Origin of the sequence: Geobacter benzoatilyticus, from assembly GCF_017338855.1 — a bacterium.
GTDB classification, from domain to species: Bacteria; Desulfobacterota; Desulfuromonadia; order Geobacterales; family Geobacteraceae; genus Geobacter; species Geobacter benzoatilyticus.
Window position 1 is genome coordinate 1826509 of sequence record NZ_CP071382.1, and the last position, 23357, is coordinate 1849865.

At 60.2% G+C, this 23357-nt stretch carries 21 protein-coding genes; 19 read left to right on the plus strand and 2 right to left on the minus strand.

The features are described 5' to 3' along the window. The first annotated feature begins 101 nt into the window (after positions 1-101). Both JZM60_RS08545 and JZM60_RS08550 read left to right on the plus strand, forming a co-directional pair. A complete protein-coding gene (locus JZM60_RS08545) occupies positions 102-644 on the plus strand; it encodes a hypothetical protein (RefSeq protein WP_207161825.1) in 543 nt (180 codons plus the stop codon). Positions 645-685: 41 nt separating this feature from the next. Continuing rightward, positions 686-1591 (plus strand): serine hydrolase, encoded by a 906-nt coding sequence (locus tag JZM60_RS08550; RefSeq protein WP_207161826.1) that lies wholly within the window; start codon positions 686-688, stop codon positions 1589-1591. Positions 1592-1794: 203 nt separating this feature from the next. Here the strand turns inward: JZM60_RS08550 and JZM60_RS08555 are convergent, their stop codons facing one another. Continuing rightward, on the minus strand, positions 1795-2142 hold the full coding sequence (locus JZM60_RS08555; RefSeq protein ID WP_207161827.1) for a helix-turn-helix domain-containing protein: 348 nt from the start codon (positions 2140-2142) through the stop codon (positions 1795-1797). Then, entirely contained in the window at positions 2126-2353 is a 228-nt protein-coding gene (locus JZM60_RS08560; protein ID WP_207161828.1) for a type II toxin-antitoxin system RelE family toxin, read from the minus strand. Before JZM60_RS08560 ends, JZM60_RS08555 begins: the two co-directional genes overlap by 17 nt. A 97-nt stretch (positions 2354-2450) precedes the next feature. On the opposite strand from JZM60_RS08560, the gene JZM60_RS08565 reads away from it, so the two are divergent. The 17 genes from JZM60_RS08565 (at position 2451) to rpsI (ending at position 23328) form a co-directional block, all read left to right on the plus strand. Then, positions 2451-4508: a right-handed parallel beta-helix repeat-containing protein gene (locus JZM60_RS08565; RefSeq protein ID WP_207161829.1), complete on the plus strand. Its 2058-nt coding sequence runs from the start codon at positions 2451-2453 to the stop codon at positions 4506-4508. A 43-nt stretch (positions 4509-4551) separates the two neighbouring features. Then, positions 4552-5868, plus strand: a complete 1317-nt coding sequence (locus JZM60_RS08570) for a cytochrome c biogenesis ResB family protein (RefSeq protein WP_207161830.1) — start codon at positions 4552-4554, stop codon at positions 5866-5868. Positions 5869-5899: 31 nt separating this feature from the next. Continuing rightward, a complete protein-coding gene (locus JZM60_RS08575; protein WP_207161831.1) occupies positions 5900-6418 on the plus strand; it encodes a hypothetical protein in 519 nt (172 codons plus the stop codon). A gap of 67 nt (positions 6419-6485) precedes the next feature. Then, on the plus strand, positions 6486-7313 hold the full coding sequence (locus JZM60_RS08580; RefSeq protein ID WP_207165543.1) for a cytochrome c biogenesis protein: 828 nt from the start codon (positions 6486-6488) through the stop codon (positions 7311-7313). Further along, complete coding sequence (locus JZM60_RS08585) at positions 7310-8560, plus strand: LuxE/PaaK family acyltransferase (RefSeq protein ID WP_241426192.1); 1251 nt, start codon at positions 7310-7312, stop codon at positions 8558-8560. Before JZM60_RS08580 ends, JZM60_RS08585 begins: the two co-directional genes overlap by 4 nt. Before the next feature lie 19 nt (positions 8561-8579). Further along, positions 8580-8933, plus strand: a complete 354-nt coding sequence (locus JZM60_RS08590; RefSeq protein ID WP_207161832.1) for a hypothetical protein — start codon at positions 8580-8582, stop codon at positions 8931-8933. Positions 8934-9149: 216 nt separating this feature from the next. Further along, positions 9150-10655 carry a B12-binding domain-containing radical SAM protein gene (locus tag JZM60_RS08595; protein WP_207161833.1) on the plus strand — a complete coding sequence of 502 codons (1506 nt, stop codon included), beginning with the start codon at positions 9150-9152 and terminating at the stop codon, positions 10653-10655. Positions 10656-10997: 342 nt separating this feature from the next. Beyond that, a complete protein-coding gene (locus tag JZM60_RS08600; protein WP_207161834.1) occupies positions 10998-13412 on the plus strand; it encodes a PKD domain-containing protein in 2415 nt (804 codons plus the stop codon). A gap of 12 nt (positions 13413-13424) precedes the next feature. Continuing rightward, positions 13425-14528 (plus strand): NapC/NirT family cytochrome c, encoded by a 1104-nt coding sequence (locus tag JZM60_RS08605; protein WP_241426193.1) that lies wholly within the window; start codon positions 13425-13427, stop codon positions 14526-14528. Between the two features lie 272 nt (positions 14529-14800). Next, entirely contained in the window at positions 14801-16933 is a 2133-nt protein-coding gene (locus JZM60_RS08610) for a PKD domain-containing protein (RefSeq protein WP_207161835.1), read from the plus strand. Positions 16934-16945: 12 nt separating this feature from the next. Beyond that, positions 16946-18031, plus strand: coding sequence for a cytochrome C (locus JZM60_RS08615; protein WP_241426194.1), 1086 nt, complete (start codon positions 16946-16948; stop codon positions 18029-18031). A 261-nt stretch (positions 18032-18292) separates the two neighbouring features. After that, complete coding sequence (leuB, locus tag JZM60_RS08620; protein WP_207161836.1) at positions 18293-19381, plus strand: 3-isopropylmalate dehydrogenase; 1089 nt, start codon at positions 18293-18295, stop codon at positions 19379-19381. 38 nt (positions 19382-19419) lie between these two features. Continuing rightward, positions 19420-20520, plus strand: coding sequence for an aspartate-semialdehyde dehydrogenase (gene asd, locus JZM60_RS08625; protein ID WP_207161837.1), 1101 nt, complete (start codon positions 19420-19422; stop codon positions 20518-20520). Positions 20521-20523: 3 nt separating this feature from the next. Further along, entirely contained in the window at positions 20524-21543 is a 1020-nt protein-coding gene (locus tag JZM60_RS08630) for an aspartate-semialdehyde dehydrogenase (protein ID WP_207161838.1), read from the plus strand. Between the two features lie 87 nt (positions 21544-21630). Next, a complete protein-coding gene (truA, locus tag JZM60_RS08635; protein ID WP_207161839.1) occupies positions 21631-22365 on the plus strand; it encodes a tRNA pseudouridine(38-40) synthase TruA in 735 nt (244 codons plus the stop codon). 104 nt (positions 22366-22469) lie between these two features. Continuing rightward, positions 22470-22901: a 50S ribosomal protein L13 gene (gene rplM, locus JZM60_RS08640; RefSeq protein ID WP_207161840.1), complete on the plus strand. Its 432-nt coding sequence runs from the start codon at positions 22470-22472 to the stop codon at positions 22899-22901. 34 nt (positions 22902-22935) lie between these two features. Continuing rightward, the gene (gene rpsI, locus JZM60_RS08645; RefSeq protein ID WP_207161841.1) at positions 22936-23328 is read left to right on the plus strand and encodes a 30S ribosomal protein S9; all 393 of its coding nucleotides are present in this window, start codon (positions 22936-22938) and stop codon (positions 23326-23328) included. Positions 23329-23357 lie beyond the last annotated feature (29 nt).

Below are 23357 nucleotides of genomic sequence, written 5' to 3' on the forward strand. Positions count from 1 at the left end.
AGCCGGGGTTAAATGGTATTTTTGTATACGGTAACGGTGTCGAACGGGTCATGCGTATTCCAAAGGGAAGCAATCGGTGTGCCGATAAGGGAGGGTAAGGTATGAAAATTCCGTTCACCATGGTCTGTCTGCTTGCTGCCGGCCTGCTGGCTCAGGTGCTGCATGTCCATGCCGCTGGAACTGGCGTGGTAAACCTTGTGAAGCCGGTCATGCCGCCACCTGCCGTGGCCGCCATCGATGACGACGAGGACGAGGTTGTCTGTGCTCAAGGCCTCGTGCCGCAGAAGGATGGGCAATGCTGCCCGGACGGGACCAGTAACAACTTGTGGCCCGCGGTGTGTACTCCGATTGGGATTATTAACGATCAGATATTCAACTATAACGAAGTACCACACTATTGTCCCAGTGCCGATATGTTTATTGTAAGCGACAAGAACAGGGATTGGTTCTCCTGTGCCGACCGTGATTCGATCCCCATGTATCCCGAGGCCAGGGGGAAGGCGGGGAGCAATTTCTGTGTTGAACATGGCTATGGCTACCTGCTGAAGATCAATCCGTGGGGGACAGTGGGGTGTATCCAGGTGGGAGAGAGCCTAGGGGACGGCTGTATTGAGGCCGGTACTTGCTCGTTCAAGGGTAAGTGACTGTTGCTGCCAAGGGACAGTGCCGGGAATAAAACATACGAATGACACGTTCATGGAAGTCATATCTGGTGATGCTTGCACTACTCGGAAGCGGGTTTGCGGCCGGCATTCTCGCGGACCGGCGCTTTTTCCCCTGTCCGTCCGAAACGCGGCGCCATTCGCACACCCATATGGCTGGCTACCGCTTCACCAACCCCCTCCTCGATTGTGAGATCGCTGCCGACAGGACCGAGGGGAGTGAACTCCAACCGTTCAAGTACAAGATCCGGGGAATTATTGCACGCAGGGTTGAGGCCGGTGATGCCGACCATGTGTCGATCTACTTCCGCCACCTGGACAGTGGCGCCTCTTTCGGTATAAAGGCCGGGGAGAAATTCATCCCGGCCAGCCTCCTGAAGGTTCCGGTCATGATTGCCTGGCTGAAGCGGGCCGAGCGGGACCCCGCAGTGCTTGGCCGCACCTTTCGCTACGACGGCTCCACCGACTGGAGCGCCAAGCAGACCATCAAACCACGGGAGACCCTCACCCCCGGCACTTCCTATACGGTCGACAATCTCATCTTTCGGATGATTGCCTATTCGGACAATAACACGTGGCGGTTGCTTTTGGACAATATCGATACACGGGAACTGGACGCAATCGTCGCCGATCTCCATGTGAACTTCGATCCGGCCAAGTCGGCGGAGGACTCCATGTCGGTCCGGGCCTATTCCTCTTTTTATCGCGTCCTCTACAATGCTACGTACCTCAATCGCGAGATGTCGGAAAAGGCTCTGCAGTACCTGAGCAATAACGACTTTGCCGATGGTCTTGTTGCCGGGGTGCCGCCCGGCGTGACGGTGGCGAGCAAGTTCGGCGAAAAGACCCTGGTCGAGAGTGGTGTCAGGGAGTTGCACGAATTCGGCATCGTCTACCACCCAGGGGACCTTATCTCCTCGGCATCATGACCAAGGGGCACGACTTTGCCCGCCTGGCATCGGTGCTGCGGGATATTTCCGCTGAAGTGTACGGAGAGATGGGGCGACAGCGGGGGATGTGACCATGTCATTGAGTAAAATTGCTTGTAAACTGAAATGGCTCGTAAAAATAATGGTTTGGGTTGAAGGGTTGATGCAGCTGCCTCTTGCCTGGTTTTGTGTTGCATGGGGTGCTACAGGTACAGTTGTGCCCTGTTTATCCCCAAGGCCGCGGCGACTTTGTCAAGGGTTGCGGCACGTGTTCGCGAGTTGGGCCGTTCAAGTTTGGCAACGGCAGCCTGCGAGATTCCCATGCGGGAGGCAAGTTCTTCCTGGGTGATTCCGAGGTGCTCCCGCCATGCCTTGATGGGGGGGACGTCACGCAGGATATGGGCTTCGACCACCGGCTGAGGAATGCCGGTGGCCCGTGCGCTCTCTGCCTCAAGCAGCGGGCGGATGCGGTTAAATTCCTCCCAGGGGACAAGTACGAAAGCCGGTTGTCCTCCGTGCTCTATGGTTTGATATTCAGTACGTGTGCTCATCGCGTTTTTTTACCTCCTGGATGCTTACGATGCGGACTTCTTCGAAGACGTCGAACAAGACTCGCCAGTTGCCGATGCGGAGTCGATATGCATGCTGATGGTTTGTTAGTTGCTTGATGTTGGAGCATGCCGGAAAATTTTCTAAATCCCTGGTGGCGGTAAGAATTCGCTCCTGGATGGAGCGGTCGCCTATCTTCTTTAGTTGTTTCAAGGCTTTCGGTTGCCAGATGACGGTATTTATGGTTTTAATATAACCAATTATAACCAAAGGTCAATATGAAACCCGGTGAATTCGATGGAGCAGGTTGATGAACAGTAACGACAGAGCCCAATACAAGAGATGGCAGCTTCCTTTGTTGGGTGTCCTGTTCCTGGCGGTTCTCGCCTTTCTCCCGTCCCCCTCTCTCGCAACGCTGGTGGAAGGGGTGGTGGTCGTGGAGCAGGGCCCCTTGGAGGGTGCCGTGGTTTCCGCCTACGGTTCCCTGGAGGATATTCGGGGAGGCGAGCCCCTTTACCGTTCCTTGCCGGGGGACAAGCCGGGGTTCTACCGGCTGGATATTCCCCCTGGCGCCTACCATCTTGTTGCCACGGGCAACCATGCCGGGGTTGAGTACTTCTCCTTCCATGGCGCCAATCCGGTGAACATCGCCAACGAGAAGCTCTGGCTCCCCTTCGTTGCGACCCCCAAAACTACTGCCGTTCTGCAAAAGTCCGAAGTTCCCCGGCTTGCTGGAATCGTCACCTACAAGGGGCAGCCGGTGGCCGACGCCCTGGTGTCGCTCTATCCCCCCTCGGGGCAGCAGTACAAGGGGCTGGGGATTGTCACCCAGACCACCGGCGCCGACGGGAGGTTCGCCATGGATGCGGTGGAAGGGGACTATACCGTGGTTGCCCGCAAGCGGATGGCGTCGGACGGGGTGATGCAGCTGCGCAAGGGGGATCTATTCTGCTACTACGCGGGGAATCCGGTGGCCGTTGCCGATGGGATGGAAACAACGGTGGCTATCCCCTGTTATCCCAAGGATGACGTCAAGGGGTTTCTGGCGGAGGGGGCTGCGGTCAAGAGGACTCGGGGCGAGCTGGCGCGGTTCCGGGAGCGGAGCGCCGAGGAGCCGGGCGCCTACGGCATTTCGGGCCGGATCACCGATGTTGAGGGGAAACCGGCGCCGGGACTCGTGGTCATGGCATTCAAGGGGGAGCCGGGGCAGCTTTTCCGGATGAACATTCCCCGGCTGAAGTCCGAGTTCATCGGGCGGACCGATGCAGCCGGCGCGTTCAGCATTGCCGTGAAGGAGCCGGGGACCTACTATCTCATGGCCCGGGAGTTTTCCGGCACATCGCCCCACCGGGGGGAGCTGTTCGGCCTGTATGAAGGGAATGTGGACCACGCGGTGACCGTGGCGGGACAGCTCAAGGATGTCGCCATCACGGTCGGTCGGGTCATGGCTCCCCCCATGCACCGGGAGCCCTCCGGACGGGCGGCAACGCCCATGGGGCCGAGCGGGCGGAGGGCGCTCCTTCGCCTGGGCGACACGGTTATCGACCGGGACACGGTATGGGGCGGCACGGTGGAAATTTCCGGGAGGGTGGTGGTGGCCCGGCGGGCGACCCTCACCATCCGGCCGGGAACGGTGGTGAAGTTCCGGAAGATCGACCGGGACCGGGACGGGATCGGCGACGGCGAGTTGCGGGTGCTCGGGAGGCTGGTGGCGGAGGGAACGCTGCGGCAGCGGATTCGGTTCATGTCCGCCGAGAAAAAGCCCCGGAGGGGTGACTGGTCGTACATTCTCGTCTTTACGTCGGGGGCGGAGAACGTGCTCCGTTACTGCGAGGTGAAGCACGCCTTCACGGGGTTCCAGGCCCATTTCTCCAGGGCCGTGGTGAGCGACTCGGTTTTTGCGGATAATGACGAAGGGGTGAGGTTCGGGCGGGCCGAGATGACCATCGCCCATAACGATATCGAGCATAATCGTTACGGCATTCGCTACCACCGGCTGGAGGGGCCGGTTTCCATCGAGTACAACGTGATCCGCAATAATGATGTGGGGCTTTTCTTCGTCCCTTCGGGGCAGAACCGGGTGGATTTCATGCCGGACGAGTACGAGGCCGACCCGGCCTACGCCATGATGCCGCTCATCCGGTTCAATGACATAAGCGGCAACCGCCGCTATGATTACCGGTTCGGCGACCGGCAGCGCTATGATGTGGTGGCCCGCGACAACTGGTGGGGGACGAAGGACCTGGCGAAGATTTACTCCGGGATCTACGATAAGAGGTCCGATGCCGGCCTGGGTGAAGTGTCGCTGATGCCGGTGCTCTCCGCCCCGCCAAAGGGAGTCGGGGTGCGTCATGGCGCGGTTCGTTAAAAAGCGGTTACATTATGGTTGCAAATTGTAGTAAAGTACGCCGATGCTTAAACGTTTCTTTCTCTCCAAAAAGACGGTCATAACCCTTATTCTCCTCATGCTCGGGGCGATACTCCTGGGCTATTTCTTTCCGCAGCGTTTTCTTTCCTCCCCCGATGACCTCGACAAGTGGCAGCTTGCCAACCCGACCCTGGCGAAGTTGTCCCGGTGGTTCGCCCTCGACCATGTCTACACCTCTCCCTGGTTCGCGCTGCTTCTGGCGCTGTTTCTCGTTTCGCTCTGCTTCTCCACCTGGGAGCAGTTCCGGATTGCCCTGCGCAAGAGCAGGGGGGGCGGGGCGGGGGGTGAATCTTTCGAAACGTCGGCAAGTGCGGTCGTGCTGGCCGACGGCCTCCGTTCCCTGGGGTATCTGAGGACCGGCGTCAGGGAGGGAGTCATCCTGTTTGTCCGGCATCCGTGGGGATACTGGGGGAATTTCCTCCTGCACCTGGGGATAGTGATTTCCATCGCATCGTCTCTGCTGATTCTCCTCTACGAGAAACGGGCGGTGATCGACCTGCTGGAAGGGGAGACACATCATGCCGGGGCTGCGTGGGCCAAGGAGGAGCGGGGGCTTCTGGCCGGAACGTTGATGCTCCCCGACGCGGTGCGGCTGGACCGGGTGGTGCCGGAGTATTACGACAACGACAACATGCGGCAGCTCACCACAGATTTCAGCTTTGTGGATGCCGCCGGCCGGGCCGAGCCGTTTTCAATGCATATCAACAAGTCGGTCCGGTACCGGGGAGTGCGCATCTTTCAGGGGAAATCCCACGGCAGGGCATTTTTCGTGAAGTTTACGGGAAGGGATGGCCGGCAGCATGGCGAGGTTTTTATGCTGGACCATCCCGTTGATCGAAACAGGGCGTCATACAAGGATTTTGCCCTCACCTGGCTTCCCGTTAACCTGAAAACGAAATTTTACGGTGATGCCGACCGGCGCTCCGTGGACGGCAGAAATCCCCTCTTCGTGATGCGCCTCATGGAAGGGGGAAAGGTTGCCGCAGAGCTTCCCCTGAAGGTGGGGGAGACGGGGCGGCTCGGAGACTATACGGCCCAACTGGTCAGGATCGAGCGGTGGGGGGGGCTGATTTTTATCGATACCACCGGGATGGCGGGGATTTTCTTCGGTTTCTTCATCGTCTGCCTGGGAGGCCTGCTCAGCTATTTCTGCCCCCCCCGCGAGTGTTCCCTCTTTCCCGTGGATGGAGGGTGCCGACTTTCCTGGCGCGCCACCCGCTTCGAGCGGCTCTATCGCGACGAGTTTGAAGCACTTCGCTCTCTGGCGCAGGGTACCCCTTCCGGTTCCGAAGCTGAATAGCAGGGATAATTTTTTTGAGGAGCAGTACAGCATGATAAAGAGGTTCATTGCAATTCTGTTGCTTGCCGTTGCGGCGGCTTCGTGCAGCACCATCGGCTCCGGGGATGCGGACGCGGTGAAGGGTGCGGTGAAGCGGTATGCCGCTCTGCTTTCCCGGGGGTATGCGTCCATGAACATGACCGGGCTGACCCAGGCGGCTGAGGAGCCCCAGGTTGCCAAGGTCTACTTCCACATGGCCGCCCTTGGCGAAGGACGGCTCCGGATGATGTCGGAGCTGAAGGACATATCCTTCAGTGACGTACGTTTTGGCTCCGCCACCTCCGCCTCGGTGAAAACCAGGGAGGTCTGGGATTTCCGGCATGTGAACATCGATACCGGCAAAGTCGAGCGGGACGAAAAAGGGTTCGTCTACCGGATGGATTACCACCTGGCGAAGAAGAACGGTGCCTGGCTGGTTCGGGATGCCGCTTCGGAGGCTAAAGGGGAGCAGGATGCCGGCAAGAAGGCAGTCCCCCCTGTTCCCGCTGCCGGTGGCGGGGCCGTGCGGTAACTGCGCTGCCGGCGCTGTCCGGTGGATCAAACCTGGAATCATTTCTTCCTGCGAGGGACGTTTTTTCATGGAAAGTTCTTTCTCAACGATTACGATTATCCACTGGGCGGCAGTGGTTATCTATGTTCTCGCCACCATATTCAATGTCGCCGGCCTCATCTTCCGCAAAGAGCGGGCTGCCGGCATCAGTTACCTCCTGGTGGGGGCGGGGCTTGCGGTCCACGGCATCGGCATCCTCTGGTGGTGGAAGATTGTCGGGCACGGCCCTTACATCGGCCGGTTCGAGGTCCTTTCTTCCCAGGCCTGGATGGGGCTCTTCCTCTTCATGGTCTTTGCCCACTTCCTGCCGAAGATCAGACCGGCGAGCATCCTGGTGTTCCCGGCGGCCTTCCTGATGATCGCCATCGGCATCTTCTTCGAGCCCCAGGTGAAGATGCTGCCGCCGACGCTGCGGAGCGTCTGGCTCGTGCTCCACGTGACGTTTTACAAGATATCGGTCTGCACGCTGCTGGTGGCCCTGGCTTTTTCCCTTTTCTACATCCTGCGCAAGCGCACCGGCATGCTGTGGCTTTCCCGCCTTCCCGACATGGAGACCATGGATATCCTCGCCTTCCGCTTCGCCGGTTTCAGCTTCACCTTCTGGGCCATCGCCATGCTGGCGGGTAGCATCTGGGCCTATGAGTCGTGGGGGCGCTTCTGGGGGTGGGATCCCATCGAGACCTGGTCGCTCATTACCTGGGTGGCCTTCGGCATCTACCTCCACCTGCGCCGTTTCTTCGGGCTGAAGGGGGAGGCGGCGGCCTACCTCTACATCCTCTGCTTCCTGTTGTCGGTCCTCTCCCTCTTCTTGACGCCGCTGATCGGCGGCTCGGTCCATTCGGAGTACTTTAAATGATTCCGGATGCCAGACGGCAGGAGCTTTTCGAGACCATTCGCGATTATATCGCTGATCCGCAAGGGGAGGACCGGTTCGAAGCGCTGGCGCTGGAGGTGTTCCGCTTCCAGTACGGGGCCAACGAGGCGTATCGCGCCTACTGCGAGGGGAAGGGGATCGACCCCGCCGGGGTAGGCCGCTGGGAGGATATACCGGCGTATCCTTCGGATGCCTTCAAGAAGAATCTGGTTATTTCGTTCCCCTATGAGAAGACGGTCATGGCCAATATCACGGGGGGAACCTCAGACCCGGACCTGCGGGGGATAATCTTCCGGGACGAGTACGGCCGGGAGCTGGTTCTTGCGGCCAATCGCAAGGTCATGGGGGATTACGTCTTCCCCGAGGGGGAGCGGATGCCGATTCTGGTCCTCGCCCCGTCCCCCGAGACGGCCCCCTCCATGGGGATGGCCATCGGCATGGCCGAGACGATCCGCTCCTTCGGGACCGAGCAGAGCGGTTTTTTCATCACGCGGCGTGGATTTCTCATCCGGGAGTTCATGGACCGGCTCCGGGAGTTGGTGGTGGCGGGAAAACCGGTGGCCCTCATCGGCTCCACATCCGCCTTCATCTATTTCTTCAACGCCTGTCGGAAAAACGGCCTCCGCTTCGCGCTCCCCGCCGGGAGCCGCATTGTGGACGGCGGCGGCTACCGCGGGCGCTTCGGCGACTGCGATCGCGATGAATACTACGAGCGGTGCCGGGACACCTTCGGCGTGGACCCGGCCTATTGCCTCAACGTCCTCGGCATGGCCGAGAGCGCCACGAACAGCGCCGACTCCAGCCTCAGGGATCTCCTGGCTGGTGCAGGCCGGGAGCGGATCAAACCGGATCTCCCCTGGTGCCGGGTGGCGGCCATGGATATAGAGACCTGCTCCCGCGTGCTTCCGCCGGGGGAGGTGGGGCTCCTGCGCCACTACGACCTGGCCAACCTGCCGACGGTGCTCGGCGTGCAGACCGACAACCTTGGCTACCGCACCGATGACGGGTTCGAGATTATCGGCCGGGCCCATGTGGTGGACGGCAAGGTGTCGCCGATGCCGTCGGAGAAGCCGGTGGGCCCCATGGGAGAGAAGAAGGTTTTCTCGTTCCTCGACCTCTATATGAAGTTTTCCATCAACCGTTACGTGTCCAGGATCAAGAAGGACGACCCCCTGTGCCCCTGCGGCGAGGCGATCGAGGATATGATCGCGCGGGAGAGGGTGGATTAGAATGGAGGAATCCGGTTCCATGAACATTCGCAGCATTGCGGTAATTTTGAACGGTTTTCTCCACGACTTCGCCGCCGGCATCTGGCTCGCCGCCATAGCCGCCATTGTGCTGATCCACCGGATGCACGGCGGGCAGCCCCTTGAGATCGTAACGGTTCTCAATAGCCTGGAGCGGATATTTTTCTGGACGAGCGTGGTTGCCATGGTGGTCATCGTGGCCACCGGAGCCGGCCGCACCTTCACCTATGTGGAGAACTGGTACGGCCCCGACGCCGAACGGGTCCGCCGCCGGATGCTCATCATAAAGCACGTGGTTCTGTTCTCGGCCTTCGGCGCCGGCTATCTGGCTGTTTATTCGATGGTGTTCCACTGACGGGCATTCTTCCTCTCCCCGTTACCACTTCCCCTCCTTCCTGCCCCGTCATTCGCCGGAGTGTTCCGTGAAGTCGCGGGATGCTCCCGTCGGCGCCAAAGAGATAACCTTGCGTTGCGTAAGGGAATATATGTGCTGGTTAATCTGTGGACCGGTGCGGCCCGATTTTTGCTTTTAAAAACTCTTTATGGTTTTAACCTCTTCGAGGAGTAGTGCATGAAAATCAAGAGAATTGCCCTCATTACCCCCCCCTACCATTCCGGCGTGGTGGAGTCGGCCGGCACCTGGCTGAATGTCGGTTTCGTCTATATCGCCGGGGCCCTCAGGGCGGCGGGGTACGAGGTGGATTACTACGACGCCATGTCCCTGTGGCACAAGTGGCCCGATATCCAGAAGCGGATCGAGGCGTTCCGTCCCGACATGATCGCCACGACCGCCTATACCGCTTCCATCGTGGATGCGGTGAAGCTGCTCCGCTTCGCCAAGTCCATCAACCCCCGCATTGTGACGGCGCTGGGCAACGTTCATGCCGCCTTCTGCTACGACGAGATTCTCACCCACGACCACGACGCGGTGGACTACATCGTCAGGGGCGAGGGGGAGGAGACTCTCCCCATGCTCTGTCACTGCCTCAATGCCGGCGACGACCCGAAGAAGGTGCTCGGGATCGCCTACTGGCGCGACGGCGGCGTGGTGGTAACCCCCAAGGCTCCGTATATCCATGATCTGGACAGCCTCCCCACGGCGTGGGATCTGGTGGAGTGGCCCATCTACACCTATCGGGCCAAGAAAAATGCCCGTCTTGCCATTGTCTCCTCTTCCCGGGGCTGCAAATCCCAGTGTTCCTTCTGCTCCCAGCAACTCTTCTGGTCCCAGTCGTGGCGGGCCCGGAGCGCCGAGAACTTCGTGGCCGAACTGGAGATGCTCCATAATGTCCACGGGGTCCAGGTGGCCATGCTCTCCGATGAGCTTCCCACCTTCGACCGGGAGCGGTGGGTCAGGATACTGGACCTCATGCAGGAGCGGGAGGTTCCGGTGAAGCTCCTCATGGAGACCCGCGTCGACGATATCCTGCGCGATGCCGACATCATGGACAAGTACCGGGAAGGCGGCGTCGAGCACATCTACGTGGGGGTCGAGGCCGGAAGCCAGGAGACCCTCGACCTCTTCAAGAAGGATACGAAGGTTGACCAGTCCAAGGCCGCCATTGATCTGATAAACGGCGCCGACATTGTTTCTGAAACTTCTTTCGTCCTGGGCATGCCCGACGACACTCCCGAATCCATCGAGCAGACCATTGAGCTGGCCAAGCACTACAATCCCGACATGGCCTTCTTCCTGGCCATCGCCCCCTGGCCCTACGCCGAGCTCTATCCGGAGCTTGAGCCCTACGTGGGCACCAAGGATTACCGCAAGTACAATCTGGTGGAGCCGGTCATCAAGCCCAAGCATATGACCATGGAAGAGCTTGAGCGCCATCTGGGCAGGGCATCGCAAAAATTCTTCATGCACAAGTTTCAGAATCTGGAGAATCTTTCGGCCTGGAAGCAGGAGTTCATGCTGTCGGTGCTCGACCTCCTCATCAACCATTCCTACCTGGCCGGCCAGATGAAGGCGATGCTCAAGGAGGGGAAGGAGATGCCGGCGGAAGTGAAGGCGCTGCTGAAAACGGTCGGCAAGCATCCGCATGTTGCCCACCAGGCGGTTGCACCCATTCCGTGAGTTATGCTTCCCGTGGAGTGCGTGCTGCAATTTGTGCGAAGAACGCTTTTCTGTGCCGCAGTTATCTCTGGCATGTTGAATGCTAAATAGAACGGCATTGCTGTAAACTGTATGTAATTTGTATGCGGTCCAGGGGAATGTTGCCGCGATATCGCGGAGAGCCTTCGCCATTAGGCGCCGTGCCCCCTGGGCGGAAGCAATTTTGGTTGCTGTAAGGAGCGGATTTTTCGAAGGGAGGTCAATGATAAACCGCGTTGCCGTATGGTTTGCATGGTTTCACATTAGCAACCGTAAAAGGTTTTTGCCATAGAAGTTAACAACAGGAGTAGAAAGGGAGCGAACATGTACACGAAATTGAGAAAGCTGTTGCCGACGCTGATGGTGGCGGGAGCAATGGCGGTTATGGTGCTCCTGGCCGGGCCAGGTGCATCGGGCACCGCCATGGCGCTGACCACGGCTGATTGCCGTGGCTGCCATACCCCGCCGCCGCCCGCCACGAATGCCACCATGCATCACGATTTGGGAACTGCCCGGGGCTATGACTGTGGTTATTGCCACAAGACAATTCCCGACGGCACCGGCGGGTTCACTATTCTTAATGTCAACGAATGCGGGTCCTGCCATTCGATGGTTGACCATGCGGCCGCCCACAACAATGCTCAGACGGCCCCCGATTGTGCCCAGTGCCACAGCCTTAGTGTGGTGGACGAGCACCTTTCCCGCACTTCCACTTGCGCCACTTGCCACGGCAGCACCAAGCCCGAGGTCCAGAACACGATCTCGATCGGCATGGGGCCCTCCGGCGTGCCCGTCAACTGCAACAACTGCCATATCAACGTAAACCACGTTGCCCAGCATGACATGGTGAGCACTCCCGCCGACTGCTCCACCTGCCACAACCTGGGCCCCGTCTACGAGCACACGAACCGCACCTCCACCTGTGCCACCTGCCATAACAGCACCAACCCGACGGTGCTGCAGACCATCACCCTTGGCCGCTCCGGCACGCTGGTTTCCTGTGCCAACTGCCACGGGACGGTGAACCATATCCAGCAGCACGACAAGGCCCTGGCCAATGCCGACTGCGCCCAGTGCCACAACCTCGGCGTGGTGAACGAGCACCTCTCCCGCACCTCCACCTGCGCCACCTGCCACTCCAGCGCGGTCCCCGCAGTCCAGCAGGCCATCGCAACCGGCAAGGCGGGCACGGCGGTTTACTGTTCCAGCTGCCACGCAAGTGTGAACCACGTAGCCCAGCACGACATGGTTGTGACGCCAACGGACTGTGCCGGCTGCCATGGGCAGGGAGTCGTCTACGAGCACACGAACCGGACGTCCACCTGCGCCACGTGCCACAACAGCACCAGCCAGACGGTGCTTGCCACCATCGCCGCTGGTCGTGCGGGCACTCAGGTCTCCTGCGCCAACTGCCACGGCACGGTGAACCACGTAGCCCAGCACGACAAGGCCCAGGCTTCCGCCGAGTGCGCCCAGTGCCACACCAAGAGTGTCCTTGACGAGCACCTGACCCGGACCTCCACCTGCGCCACCTGTCACTCCAGCAGCAGGGTCGAAGTCCAGGATGCCATCACCGCCGGCCGGGCCGGGACGATCGTCAACTGCGTCACCTGCCACGGCCAGTACGAACACCCCACGGCCCACACCGGCAAAGTCAACGCACCGTACGCCGACTGCAACAGCTGCCACATCACGAACCTGACCGAGCTGCACGCCCAGCGGGGCTTCCAGTGCGCCGCCTGCCACGCCAGCGGCAACGCAGCGGTAACCGCCGCCGTCCAGAAAGGGCTGGGGGGCCAACCCGTAGTCTGCGCCGACTGCCACAACAGCATCGGCAACTTCGGCAACCACGCCGTCCAGCACGACATGGTAGTGCTCAACAGCCCCACCGGGTTCATAGCCAAGCACGAAGAAGGAATGGTCTACTGCTTCACCTGCCACAGCAAGGCCGGCTACCAGCAAGCCATCAACGACGGCATGTCCGGCATCCCGCAGACCTGCGGCTCCTGCCACGTTAACAACAGCAACAAGCCGCCCGTCGCCAACGCCGGCGCCGACGTAACCACCACCGTCAACCAGGCCGTCACCCTCTCCGGAGCCGGCTCCAGCGACCCCGACGGCACCATCGCCTCGTATGCCTGGAACTTCGGCGACGGCACCAGCGCCAGCGGCGTAACGGCAACCAAGACCTACGCCACCGCCGGCACCTACACCGTCACCCTCACCGTCACCGACAACATCGGCGCCAGCGCCAGCGACACCGTAGTCGTCACGGTTCAGGAACAGGCCGCCTCCGGGTCGGTATTCGCCGACCAGGTTCAATACATGCAGAAACTGTATTCCGTCACCTCCTCGGACGGGAACGTCAGTGACGTAACCGCCAAATTCCGGGACAGCAACCTGACCGACCGGTACCTGCTGCAGAACAGCAGCCGGAGCAGCTACGTCATCGCCATGAAACTGAACCGCGACGCACTGACCGCCACCAAGGTCGTGCTGCGGGTCTACGTCTCGTCCATCAGCTCCTCGCGGACCCTGCGGATTTATCCGTACAAATCCGACGGGACCTCGGTGAACACCAGCTACTCCGCGAGCCTCAGCACGAGCAGCACGGGATGGAAGGACATCGACGTCACCTCCATCGCCCATCGTATGGACGGCTACGGCTGGATGAAGTTCCGCGTCACCCCCACCTCGAGCAGCCTGTACGTTGCCGAGGGGGCCTTCCAGATCCAGTAAGGGAGGAATACCGTGAAAAGAATCCAGCGAACCGAATGGAGAAACGAAATGAAGCGCATAGCCACCACAATTGCCGCGCTCCTCGCCATGGCCGCCCCGGCCATGGCGGGACACGTGGCTACTCTAGGGACGGGCACCTGCGGGACCTGCCACCGGACCAACCTGATTACGCAGCACGGGGGCTTTGCCGCCCCGGTCTGCCAGACCTGCCATGACAGCACCGCCGCCGAAGTGAAGGAGACGATTGTCGCCGGAGCGGCGGGCCAGGCATATACCTGCTCCAGCTGCCACGGCGCCGAGTCACACGCCCAGAAGCACCCGGATTACATGGCGAACTTTGCCATGTACAACGGGGTTGAGCCCACCTACGGTACAACGGTCTGGACTGCCCCGACCGGTTACACGTCGGTTGATCCTGCCGCCAAGCTGTACCAGCTCTGCGTCAAGTGCCACTCATCCAACGGCTTGGGAGCCACCACCAACGGCGTGTCGGGGGTAGTTGGCCCCTCCGGCCTCAATCTCACGGACCAGGCCTGGGAGTTCAGCCCCACTAACAGGTCTGCCCACCCGGTTGTCGTGACCCTCAACAACCAGACCGGTTCCCTTGCCCCGCGCGCCCTGAGGACAACCGAAATGAAGGCGCCGTGGACCAATGTGGGGAACCAGACCATGACCTGCGCCGACTGCCACGAGTTCGTGGATTCCGGCCCCCAGGGCTCCGGAATCATCTGGTCCCTGAAGGGGACCAACAAGGCGTGGCCCTATACCGTGGCCGGGGTGAGCACCGGCACCTTCCAGACGATGAGGAGCAACTCCACATCCTTCTGCTGGAACTGCCATAACTTCTCCGGCGCGGGACAGGTGCATACCACGGGTGACCACGACGGCGTCAAATGCATCGACTGCCATATCCGGGTTCCCCATGGCGGCAAGGTGTCGCGCCTCATTGGTACAGCTACCTCCGGGTTGCCGGACCGCTACACGGGTGACGGCAAGGGGGGATATAAGCCTCGCGTTACCGCATTCAAGAAGGCCGCATCGGGAAGTTACAGCGAGTCCAGTTGCAGCACCAACTGCGGTGAGCATGGCCCCATATCGGGCGCTGAGACCTGGTAGGTTTGATTAAGCGAAGAGCGTGGCCGGGGGAGTTTGCCCCCGGCCATTGTTCAATGAACACTATCCTTTGAGTCAGGGAGCCGGTCCCATGCATGCATGAACGGACAAATTAACCGCTGTGGGCGTCAGATAGAAACTGTCGCCCTTTTTTTGTTTTTGTTTAAATGACAAAAAATACTAATTCACTATGGCTAACATTTAAATCAGTTCAGAAAGGATATGGCAGTTTATTCAAAGGGCAGTATAGAGGAGTTGAAGGGAGAGAAAATAACATGAATACGGAAAACGGCTCTAAGAGAGGGCTTTTGCTTCTGACAATGGTGGCCTTGTTTGTCTTGTCGGCCCTTGGTCGGACAGATGCCCTTGCCCTCGTTGAGGGCAACTGCCGGGGGTGCCACAACGATGCGGCGGGGAAAACTGCCGAGAGACACCACGGCCTGATTGACAGCCAGGGCAAGCAATGTCTCAATTGCCACCAGATGGTGGAAACTGCGGACGGTTCCTTGGCTCCTGTCGTGGTCCGCGATTGTATCGCCTGCCACGGCGACCTTGTCCACCAGGGACGGCACCATCAACTGATCGATGAGCAGGGGAAGCAGTGTCTTGACTGTCACCAGATGGTGGCCGACGCCAGCGGCAGCTATGTGCCGATTGTGGTGCGCGATTGCGGTGTCTGTCACTCGGCCATGAACCCGAAGACCAACCACAATAACGCCATGGCCGATGTGAGCTGTGCCCAATGCCACAACCTCGGCGTGGTGAACGAGCACCTTTCCCGTGCATCAACGTGCTATACCTGCCACAGCAGCGCCAACGTCACGGTTCAGCAGACGATACTCGCGGCCAAGGCCGGCGAGGTGGTTACGTGTACGTCTTGTCATGCCGGTTTCGATCACGTAGCCCAGCACGACATGGTTGTGACGCCAACGGACTGCGCCGGCTGCCACGGGCAGGGAGTCGTCTACGAGCACACGAACCGGACGTCCACCTGCGCCACGTGCCACAACAGCACCAGCCAGACGGTGCTTGCCACCATCGCCGCGGGTCGTGCGGGCACTCAGGTCTCCTGCGCCAACTGCCACGGCACGGTGAACCACGTAGCCCAGCACGACAAGGCCCAGGCTTCCGCCGAGTGCGCCCAGTGCCACACCAAGAGTGTCCTTGACGAGCACCTGACCCGGACCTCCACCTGCGCCACCTGCCACTCCAGCAGCCGGGTCGAAGTCCAGGACGCCATCGCCGCCGGCCGGGCCGGTACGATCGTCAACTGCGTCACCTGCCACGGCCAGTACAATCACCCCACGGCCCACACCGGCAAAGTCAGCGCTCCGTACGCCGACTGCAACAGCTGCCACATCACGAACCTGACCGAGCTGCACGCGCAGCGCGGCTTCCAGTGCGCCGCCTGCCACGCCAGCGGCAACGCAGCGGTAACCGCCGCCGTCCAGAAAGGTCTTGGCGGGCAGCCAGTAGTCTGCGCCGACTGCCACAACTCGATCGGCAACTTCGGCAACCACGCCGTCCAGCACGACATGGTAGTACTCAACAGCTCCACCGGCTTCATCGCCAAGCACGAAGAAGGAATGGTCTACTGCTTCGCCTGCCACAGCAAAGCCGGCTACCAGCAACCCATCAACGACGGCATGGCGGGCATCCCGCAGACCTGCGGCTCCTGCCACTCGAACAACGGCAACAAGCCCCCGGTCGCCGCTGCCGGTGCCGACGTAACCACCACCGTCAACCAGGCCGTCACCCTCTCCGGAGCCGGCTCCAGCGACCCAGACGGCACCATCGCCTCATATGTATGGAACTTCGGCGACGGCACCAGTGCCAGCGGCATAACAGTAACCAAAACCTACGCCACCGCCGGCACCTACACCGTGACCCTCACCGTCACCGACAACATCGGCGCCAGCGCCAGCGACACCGTAGTCGTCACGGTCCAGGAGCAGGCCACCACCGGTTCGGTATTCGCCGACCAGGTTCAATACATGCAGCAGCTGTATTCCGTCACCTCCTCGGACCGGAACAGCAGTGACGTAACCGCCAAATTCCGGGACAGCAACCTGACCGACCGTTACCTGCTACAGAACAGCAGCCGGAACAGCTACGTCATCGCCATGCAACTGAACCGTGACGCCCTGACCGCCACCAAGGTTGTGCTGCGGGTATACGTCTCATCCATCAGCTACTCGCGGACCCTGCGGATCTACCCGTACAAATCCGACGGGACCTCGGTGAACACCAGCTACTCCACAAGCCTCAGCACGAACAGCACGGGGTGGAAGGACATCGACGTCACCTCCATCGCCCATCGGATGAACGGCTACGGCTGGATGAAGTTCCGCGTCACCCCCACCTCGAGCAGCCTGTACGTTGCCGAGGGGGCCTTCCAGATCCAGTAAGGGAGGAATACCGTGAAAAGAATCCAGCGAACCGAATGGAGAAACGAAATGAAGCGCATAGCCACCACAATTGCCGCGCTCCTCGCCATGGCCGCCCCGGCCATGGCGGGACACGTGGCTACTCTAGGGACGGGCACCTGCGGGACCTGCCACCGGACCAACCTGATTACGCAGCACGGGGGCTTTGCCGCCCCGGTCTGCCAGACCTGCCATGACAGCACCGCCGCCGAAGTGAAGGAGACGATTGTCGCCGGAGCGGCGGGCCAGGCATATACCTGCTCCAGCTGCCATGGCGCCGAGTCACACCTGGCAAAGCACGGGAATTATGCCAGTAACTTCACAACCTATAACGGCGTAGAGCCGGTTAACGGGGGGAACTGGACGGCCCCGTCATCGTACACAAAGGTGGCTCCCGCGGCCAAGCAGTACCAGGTCTGCGTCAAGTGCCACTCATCCAGCGGCTTTGGAGCCGCGACCAATGGCGTGAGCAGCGTTTTGGGACCGTCGGGGCTCCTGCTGACCGACCAGGCCATGGAATTCAACCCCAATAACCGCTCCGGGCACCCCATCGTTACCGGACTCAACAATTATCCCAATTCTCCGGCGCCGAAGGCCCTTGCAAAGGCGCAGTTGTCGGCTCCCTGGAATGTCAACGTGGGAACCCAGACCATGAAGTGCTCCGACTGTCACAGTATCGACGGGAAGCTGGTGGGCGTCGGGAGGGACTGGCCCTACAATTCCGCCACCGGCCAGTTCTGGAAGCTGAGCGATTCCGGCAACACGAGACTGTTCTGCAAAAACTGCCATCCGATTACCAATACCAACAATACCCACTCGGAGAGCAATCACTCGAGATACCCCTGCGTGTACTGCCACACCAGGGTCCCCCACGGCGGCAAAGTCAGCCGGCTGATCGTGACCTTTACTCCGGGCTTGCCGAGCCGCTACTATCCCGACGGCAAAGGTGGCGGGACCCCCAGCTTGCAGGACAGGCTGCTGCGCTATACCAAGGCGACGTCCGCCAGTCGGTATGACACTCCTTCGTGCGATGCGGATTGCCATGGCTCGCACCGGAATACGACCGGCGAGGCATGGTGAGGCTGGCGTGCAGCCGGTGAGAGCAGTAAGTAGTTTCTAAGATAAGGGTGCCGACAGTTTAATGGTCGGCGCCCTTTTTTGTATCGTGTCCTCCATGCGCACCCCTCTGGATTTCACCTCGCTTATCCCTGGCAGATGTAACTCTCAACAGGTCCAGCGCCTGCCCTGTACGGCCGTGATTGGACCTGTTTTTTGTTGACATCACGTACTTTGCTCAATAGTATTGGGTACTTTTGTTAATTTTTTTGTGGGGGTGAAGGGATGTCTCAGGTTTTCAAGGTGGCGGTTCTTCCCGGTGACGGCATCGGTCCCGAGGTCATGGCCGAGGCGCTTCGGGTTCTGGACGCCGTGGAAGCGAAGTACGACGTGAAATTCGAGCGGACCCACGCCAACGTGGGTGGCGCCGGCATCGACCTTGAAGGGAAGGCCCTTCCCGAAACCACCGTCAATATCTGCAAGGCGTCCGACGCCATCCTGTTCGGCTCCGTTGGGGGCCCCAAGTGGGAGACCCTTCCCCCCGACGAGCAGCCCGAGCGGGGAGCGCTCCTGCCCTTGAGGAAGATTTTCGGACTCTACGCCAACCTGCGTCCCGCCATCATTTTCCCCTCCCTGACCGGCGCCTCTTCCCTCAAGGAGGAGGTTATCGCGGGAGGCTTCAATGTGCTGGTCATCCGTGAGTTGACCGGCGGCATCTACTTCGCCCAGCCCAAGGGTATCGACGGCGAGGGGCGCGACCGGGTCGGATACGATACCATGCGCTACAGCGTTCCCGAGATCGAGAGAATTACCCACGTGGCCTTCCAGGCGGCCCGCAAACGGGGCAAGAAGGTCTGCTCCATCGACAAGGCAAACGTCCTCTCCTCTTCGGTCCTCTGGCGAGAGGTGGTTGCCGGCATCGCCAAGGAATACCCCGATGTGGAGCTCTCCCACATGTACGTGGACAACGCCGCCATGCAGCTGGTTCGCTGGCCCAAGCAGTTTGACGTTATCCTATGCGAGAACATGTTCGGCGACATCCTCTCCGACGAGGCCGCCATGCTGACCGGCTCCCTGGGGATGCTCCCGTCGGCGTCCCTGGCCGAGGGAACCTTCGGCATGTACGAGCCCTCCGGCGGCAGCGCCCCTGACATCGCCGGCCAGGGTATCGCCAACCCAATCGCCCAGATCCTTTCTGCCGGGATGATGCTCCGCTTCTCCTTCGGCATGGTGGATGCGGCCGACGCCATCGACAACGCCGTGGCCAAGGTGCTGGACCAGGGCTTCCGGACCCGGGACATCTTCCAGCAAAAAGATGGCGAGAAGCTCGTCAATACCAAAGAAATTGGCGACGCCATTATCGCTGCCCTGTAACAAACAAGCATTTTCCCTTATAAAAAGGAGTTCTGCCTATGAAAGTCGGAATCGTTGGTTGGCGCGGCATGGTCGGTTCGGTTCTTCTCCAGCGGATGGTGGATGAGGGCGATTTCAAAATCGGCATCGAGCCGGTGTTCTTCTCCACCTCCCAGGCGGGGCAGCCCGCCCCCATGGATGCCGGCACCCTCAAGAGTGCCGATGACATCGAAGAGCTGAAGAAGCTCGACATCATCATCACCTGCCAGGGTGGCGACTACACCAAGGCGGTCCATCCCGAGCTGCGCAAGCAGGGATGGCAGGGATACTGGATCGATGCGGCCTCCACCCTCAGGATGGAGCCGAATGCGGTCATCATCCTCGACCCGGTGAACCGCAACGTCATCGATGCTGCCCTGGCCAAGGGGCAGAAGGATTTCATCGGCGGCAACTGCACCGTGAGCCTCATGCTCATGGCCCTGGGGGGACTCTTCCGGGCCGGGCTCGTGGAGTGGATGACTTCCATGACCTACCAGGCCGCTTCCGGCGCCGGTGCGCCCAATATGAGGGAGCTTCTCTCCCAGATGGGGGTGCTCCATGGCTCCGTGGCCGATCTCCTCAAGAACCCCTCGTCGGCCATCCTCGACATCGACCGTAAAGTGACTGAAGAGCTGCGTGGCGGCACTATGCCGACTAAGGAATTCGGCTTCCCGCTTGCCGGCAGCGTTCTCCCCTGGATCGATCGGGAGGTGGAAGACGGCCAGAGCCGGGAAGAGTGGAAAGGATTCGCCGAGACCAACAAGATCCTCGGCACCACCACACCTATCCCGGTTGACGGCATATGTGTCCGGGTCGGCGCCATGCGTTGCCACAGCCAGGCCATGACCATCAAGCTGAACAAGGACGTCCCCCTGGCCGATATCGAAGAGTTGATCAAAAATGACAACCAGTGGGTGAAGTTTGTACCCAATACCAAGGCGGAAACCCTTGCCGATCTGACTCCGGCCGCCGTTTCCGGGCTCCTCACCGTGCCGGTGGGACGGGTCCGCAAGATGAAGATGGGACCCCAGTACCTGCAGGCCTTCACCTGCGGCGACCAGCTCCTCTGGGGTGCCGCCGAGCCGTTGCGCCGGATGCTTCGCATCCTCGTGGAGAAGTAACGAATGGCGAAGCTGTGGAACGTGGCCGTCGTCGGCGCCACCGGCGCCGTGGGCGGACAGATGTTGGAATGCCTCGAAGAGCGGAACTTTCCCGTGGGGAACATCCGATGCCTCGCCAGCGCCCGGAGCGCCGGCGAGGTGCTGGAGTTCAAGGGGAAGCCGGTGATGGTGGAAGAGCTGACCCGCGATTCCTTCGACGGGATCGACATTGCCCTTTTTTCGGCCGGCGGTGACCGCTCCAGGGAGTTCTGCCCCGCGGCCGCTGCAGCCGGGGCGGTCTGCATCGACAATTCCAGCGCCTGGAGAATGGATCCCGATGTGCCGCTGGTGGTTCCCGAAGTGAATCCCCATGCCATTGCCGATTACCGGAAGAAGGGGATCATCGCCAACCCAAACTGCTCCACCATCCAGATGGTCGTGGCCCTGAAGCCGCTCCACGATTACGCTACCATCAGGCGGATCGTGGTTTCCACCTACCAGGCGGTTTCCGGCACCGGCAAGAAGGCCATCGAAGAGCTGCAGAAGCAGGTGGTTTCCCTTTTCCAGGGGAAGTCTCCCGAGATGAAGGTCTATCCCCACCAGATCGCCTTCAACTGTCTTCCCCAGATCGACTCCTTCGGCGACAACGGCTACACGAAGGAAGAAATGAAGATGGTGAACGAGACCCGGAAGATTCTGGAGGCCGATATTAGGGTCACCGCCACCACTGTTCGCGTGCCGGTATTCTACAGTCACTCCGAATCGGTGAATATCGAGACCGAGAAAAAGCTGACCGTGGCCAAGGCCCGGGAGCTTCTGGCGGAGGCTCCGGGAGTGGAGCTGGTGGACGATCCTGCCACGTCATCCTACCCCATGGCCATTGATGCCGCCGGACAGGATCTGACCCTCGTGGGTCGCATTCGGGAGGACGAGTCCATCGATAATGGCCTAAACCTCTGGGTGGTGGCGGACAATATCCGCAAGGGGGCGGCCACGAATGCCGTCCAGATCGCCGAGCTGCTGATCGGGAAGTATCTCAAATAGGGCTGGCGGCCGAGCGTTCCCTCGGCCGGGATGCATGGGGCCTGTCACAAAGAACGGGGCGCCCTCCGGGGCGTCCTTCATTTTTGTATGCGCACGATCAAACTTATTCTTGAATACGATGGCACGAACTACGCGGGCTGGCAAATTCAACCCAACGGAGTAACCATTCAGCAGGTGGTTGAGGAGGCCTTGGCGACGATGCTGAAGGGGGCGGTTCGCGTTCATTCTTCAGGGCGCACCGATGCCGGGGTACATGCGCGGGGAATGGTCGCTGCCTTCAGTGCCGACACGGGGATTCCGGTACGCGCATTTTCAGATGGGCTCAATGCGCTCCTCCCCCCTGATATTGTCGTTGTGGAGGCGCACGAAGCCCGGCCGGGCTTTAATCCGCGCTTTGACGCCACCGGCAAGCACTATCGCTACACAATTCACCGTGGTGCGCGCCGTTCACCCCTCTGCCGGCATTATACCTGGCACGTTCGGGGGGGGCTCGACCTGGCTGCCATGGAGAGAGCGGCCGGTTGCATGGTGGGAGAGCATGATTTTGCCTCTTTTCGCACCACGGGATGCGCCGCCCGGACTACGGTCAGGCGGATAGACTCTGTCGGTCTGGCGGAGGAAGGGGATCTGCTCCACATTGATGTAAAGGGTTCCGGATTCCTGCGCAATATGGTTCGCATCATGGCCGGCACCCTGGTGGATGTGGGTCGGGGACGGCGCAGCGTCGGGGACGTGGCTCTCCTCCTGACGCAGCCCGGCGAGCATGCTGCCGGCCCGACAGCCCCCCCCCAGGGGTTGTGTCTCATGGAAGTCTATTATTGATGTGCTTTTTTAGGGTTGACAGCTTGCAAAGGTCGTAGTACTATCCGTCCTTCGCTGAGAAAAGTGTTTTTTACTCTTTATTCCATCCAGCTTGAGAGGGTTCGATGAAGACGACGAAGGTTGCAAAAAAAGAAGAAGTTACCAGGGACTGGTTTCTGGTCGATGCCGATAACAAAGTACTCGGTCGCATGGCCACTGAGATCGCCAATATCCTGCGCGGCAAGATGAAGCCTATCTACACCCCTAGTGTGGACACTGGTGATTTTGTTGTAGTGATCAATGCCGAGAAGATTCAGCTCACCGGCAACAAGCTTGCTGACAAGATGTACTACAGCCACTCCGGTTTCCCCGGCGGGATCAAGTCCATCACTGCCGGCAAGCTGATCGAGAAGAAGCCGGAAGACCTCATTCGCAAGGCCGTGAAGGGAATGCTTCCCAAGAACAAGCTTGCCCGTCATATGCTCAAGAAACTCAAGGTTTATGCTGGCTCCGCGCATCCTCACGAGGCCCAGCAGCCCAAAACTCTAGACATCTAATCGGATCAGAGAATATACGATCAGGAGATAACGAATGGCAGCAATCAGCTACTACGGTACGGGGAAGCGGAAATCATCGGTCGCCAGGGTCTGGCTGAAACCGGGGACGGGGAACATCGTCATCAACAACAAGTCCATCGACGACTACTTTGGTCGCGAGACTTCCAAGATGATCGTTAAGCAACCCTTGGAACTGGTTGAAAAAGTCGGTAACTTCGATATCTATGTGAATGTTCGCGGCGGCGGCGACTCCGGCCAGGCTGGCGCCATCAAGCATGGCATCACCAAGGCGCTTCTCGAAGTCGATGTCGAGCTTCGCGGCACCCTCAAGAAGGCCGGTTTCATTACCCGCGACTCCCGGATCAAGGAGCGGAAGAAGTACGGTAAGCGTGCCGCCCGGAGAAGCTGCCAGTTCTCCAAGCGTTAAACACGTCATTTTCAGCTACGGCTGTTCGA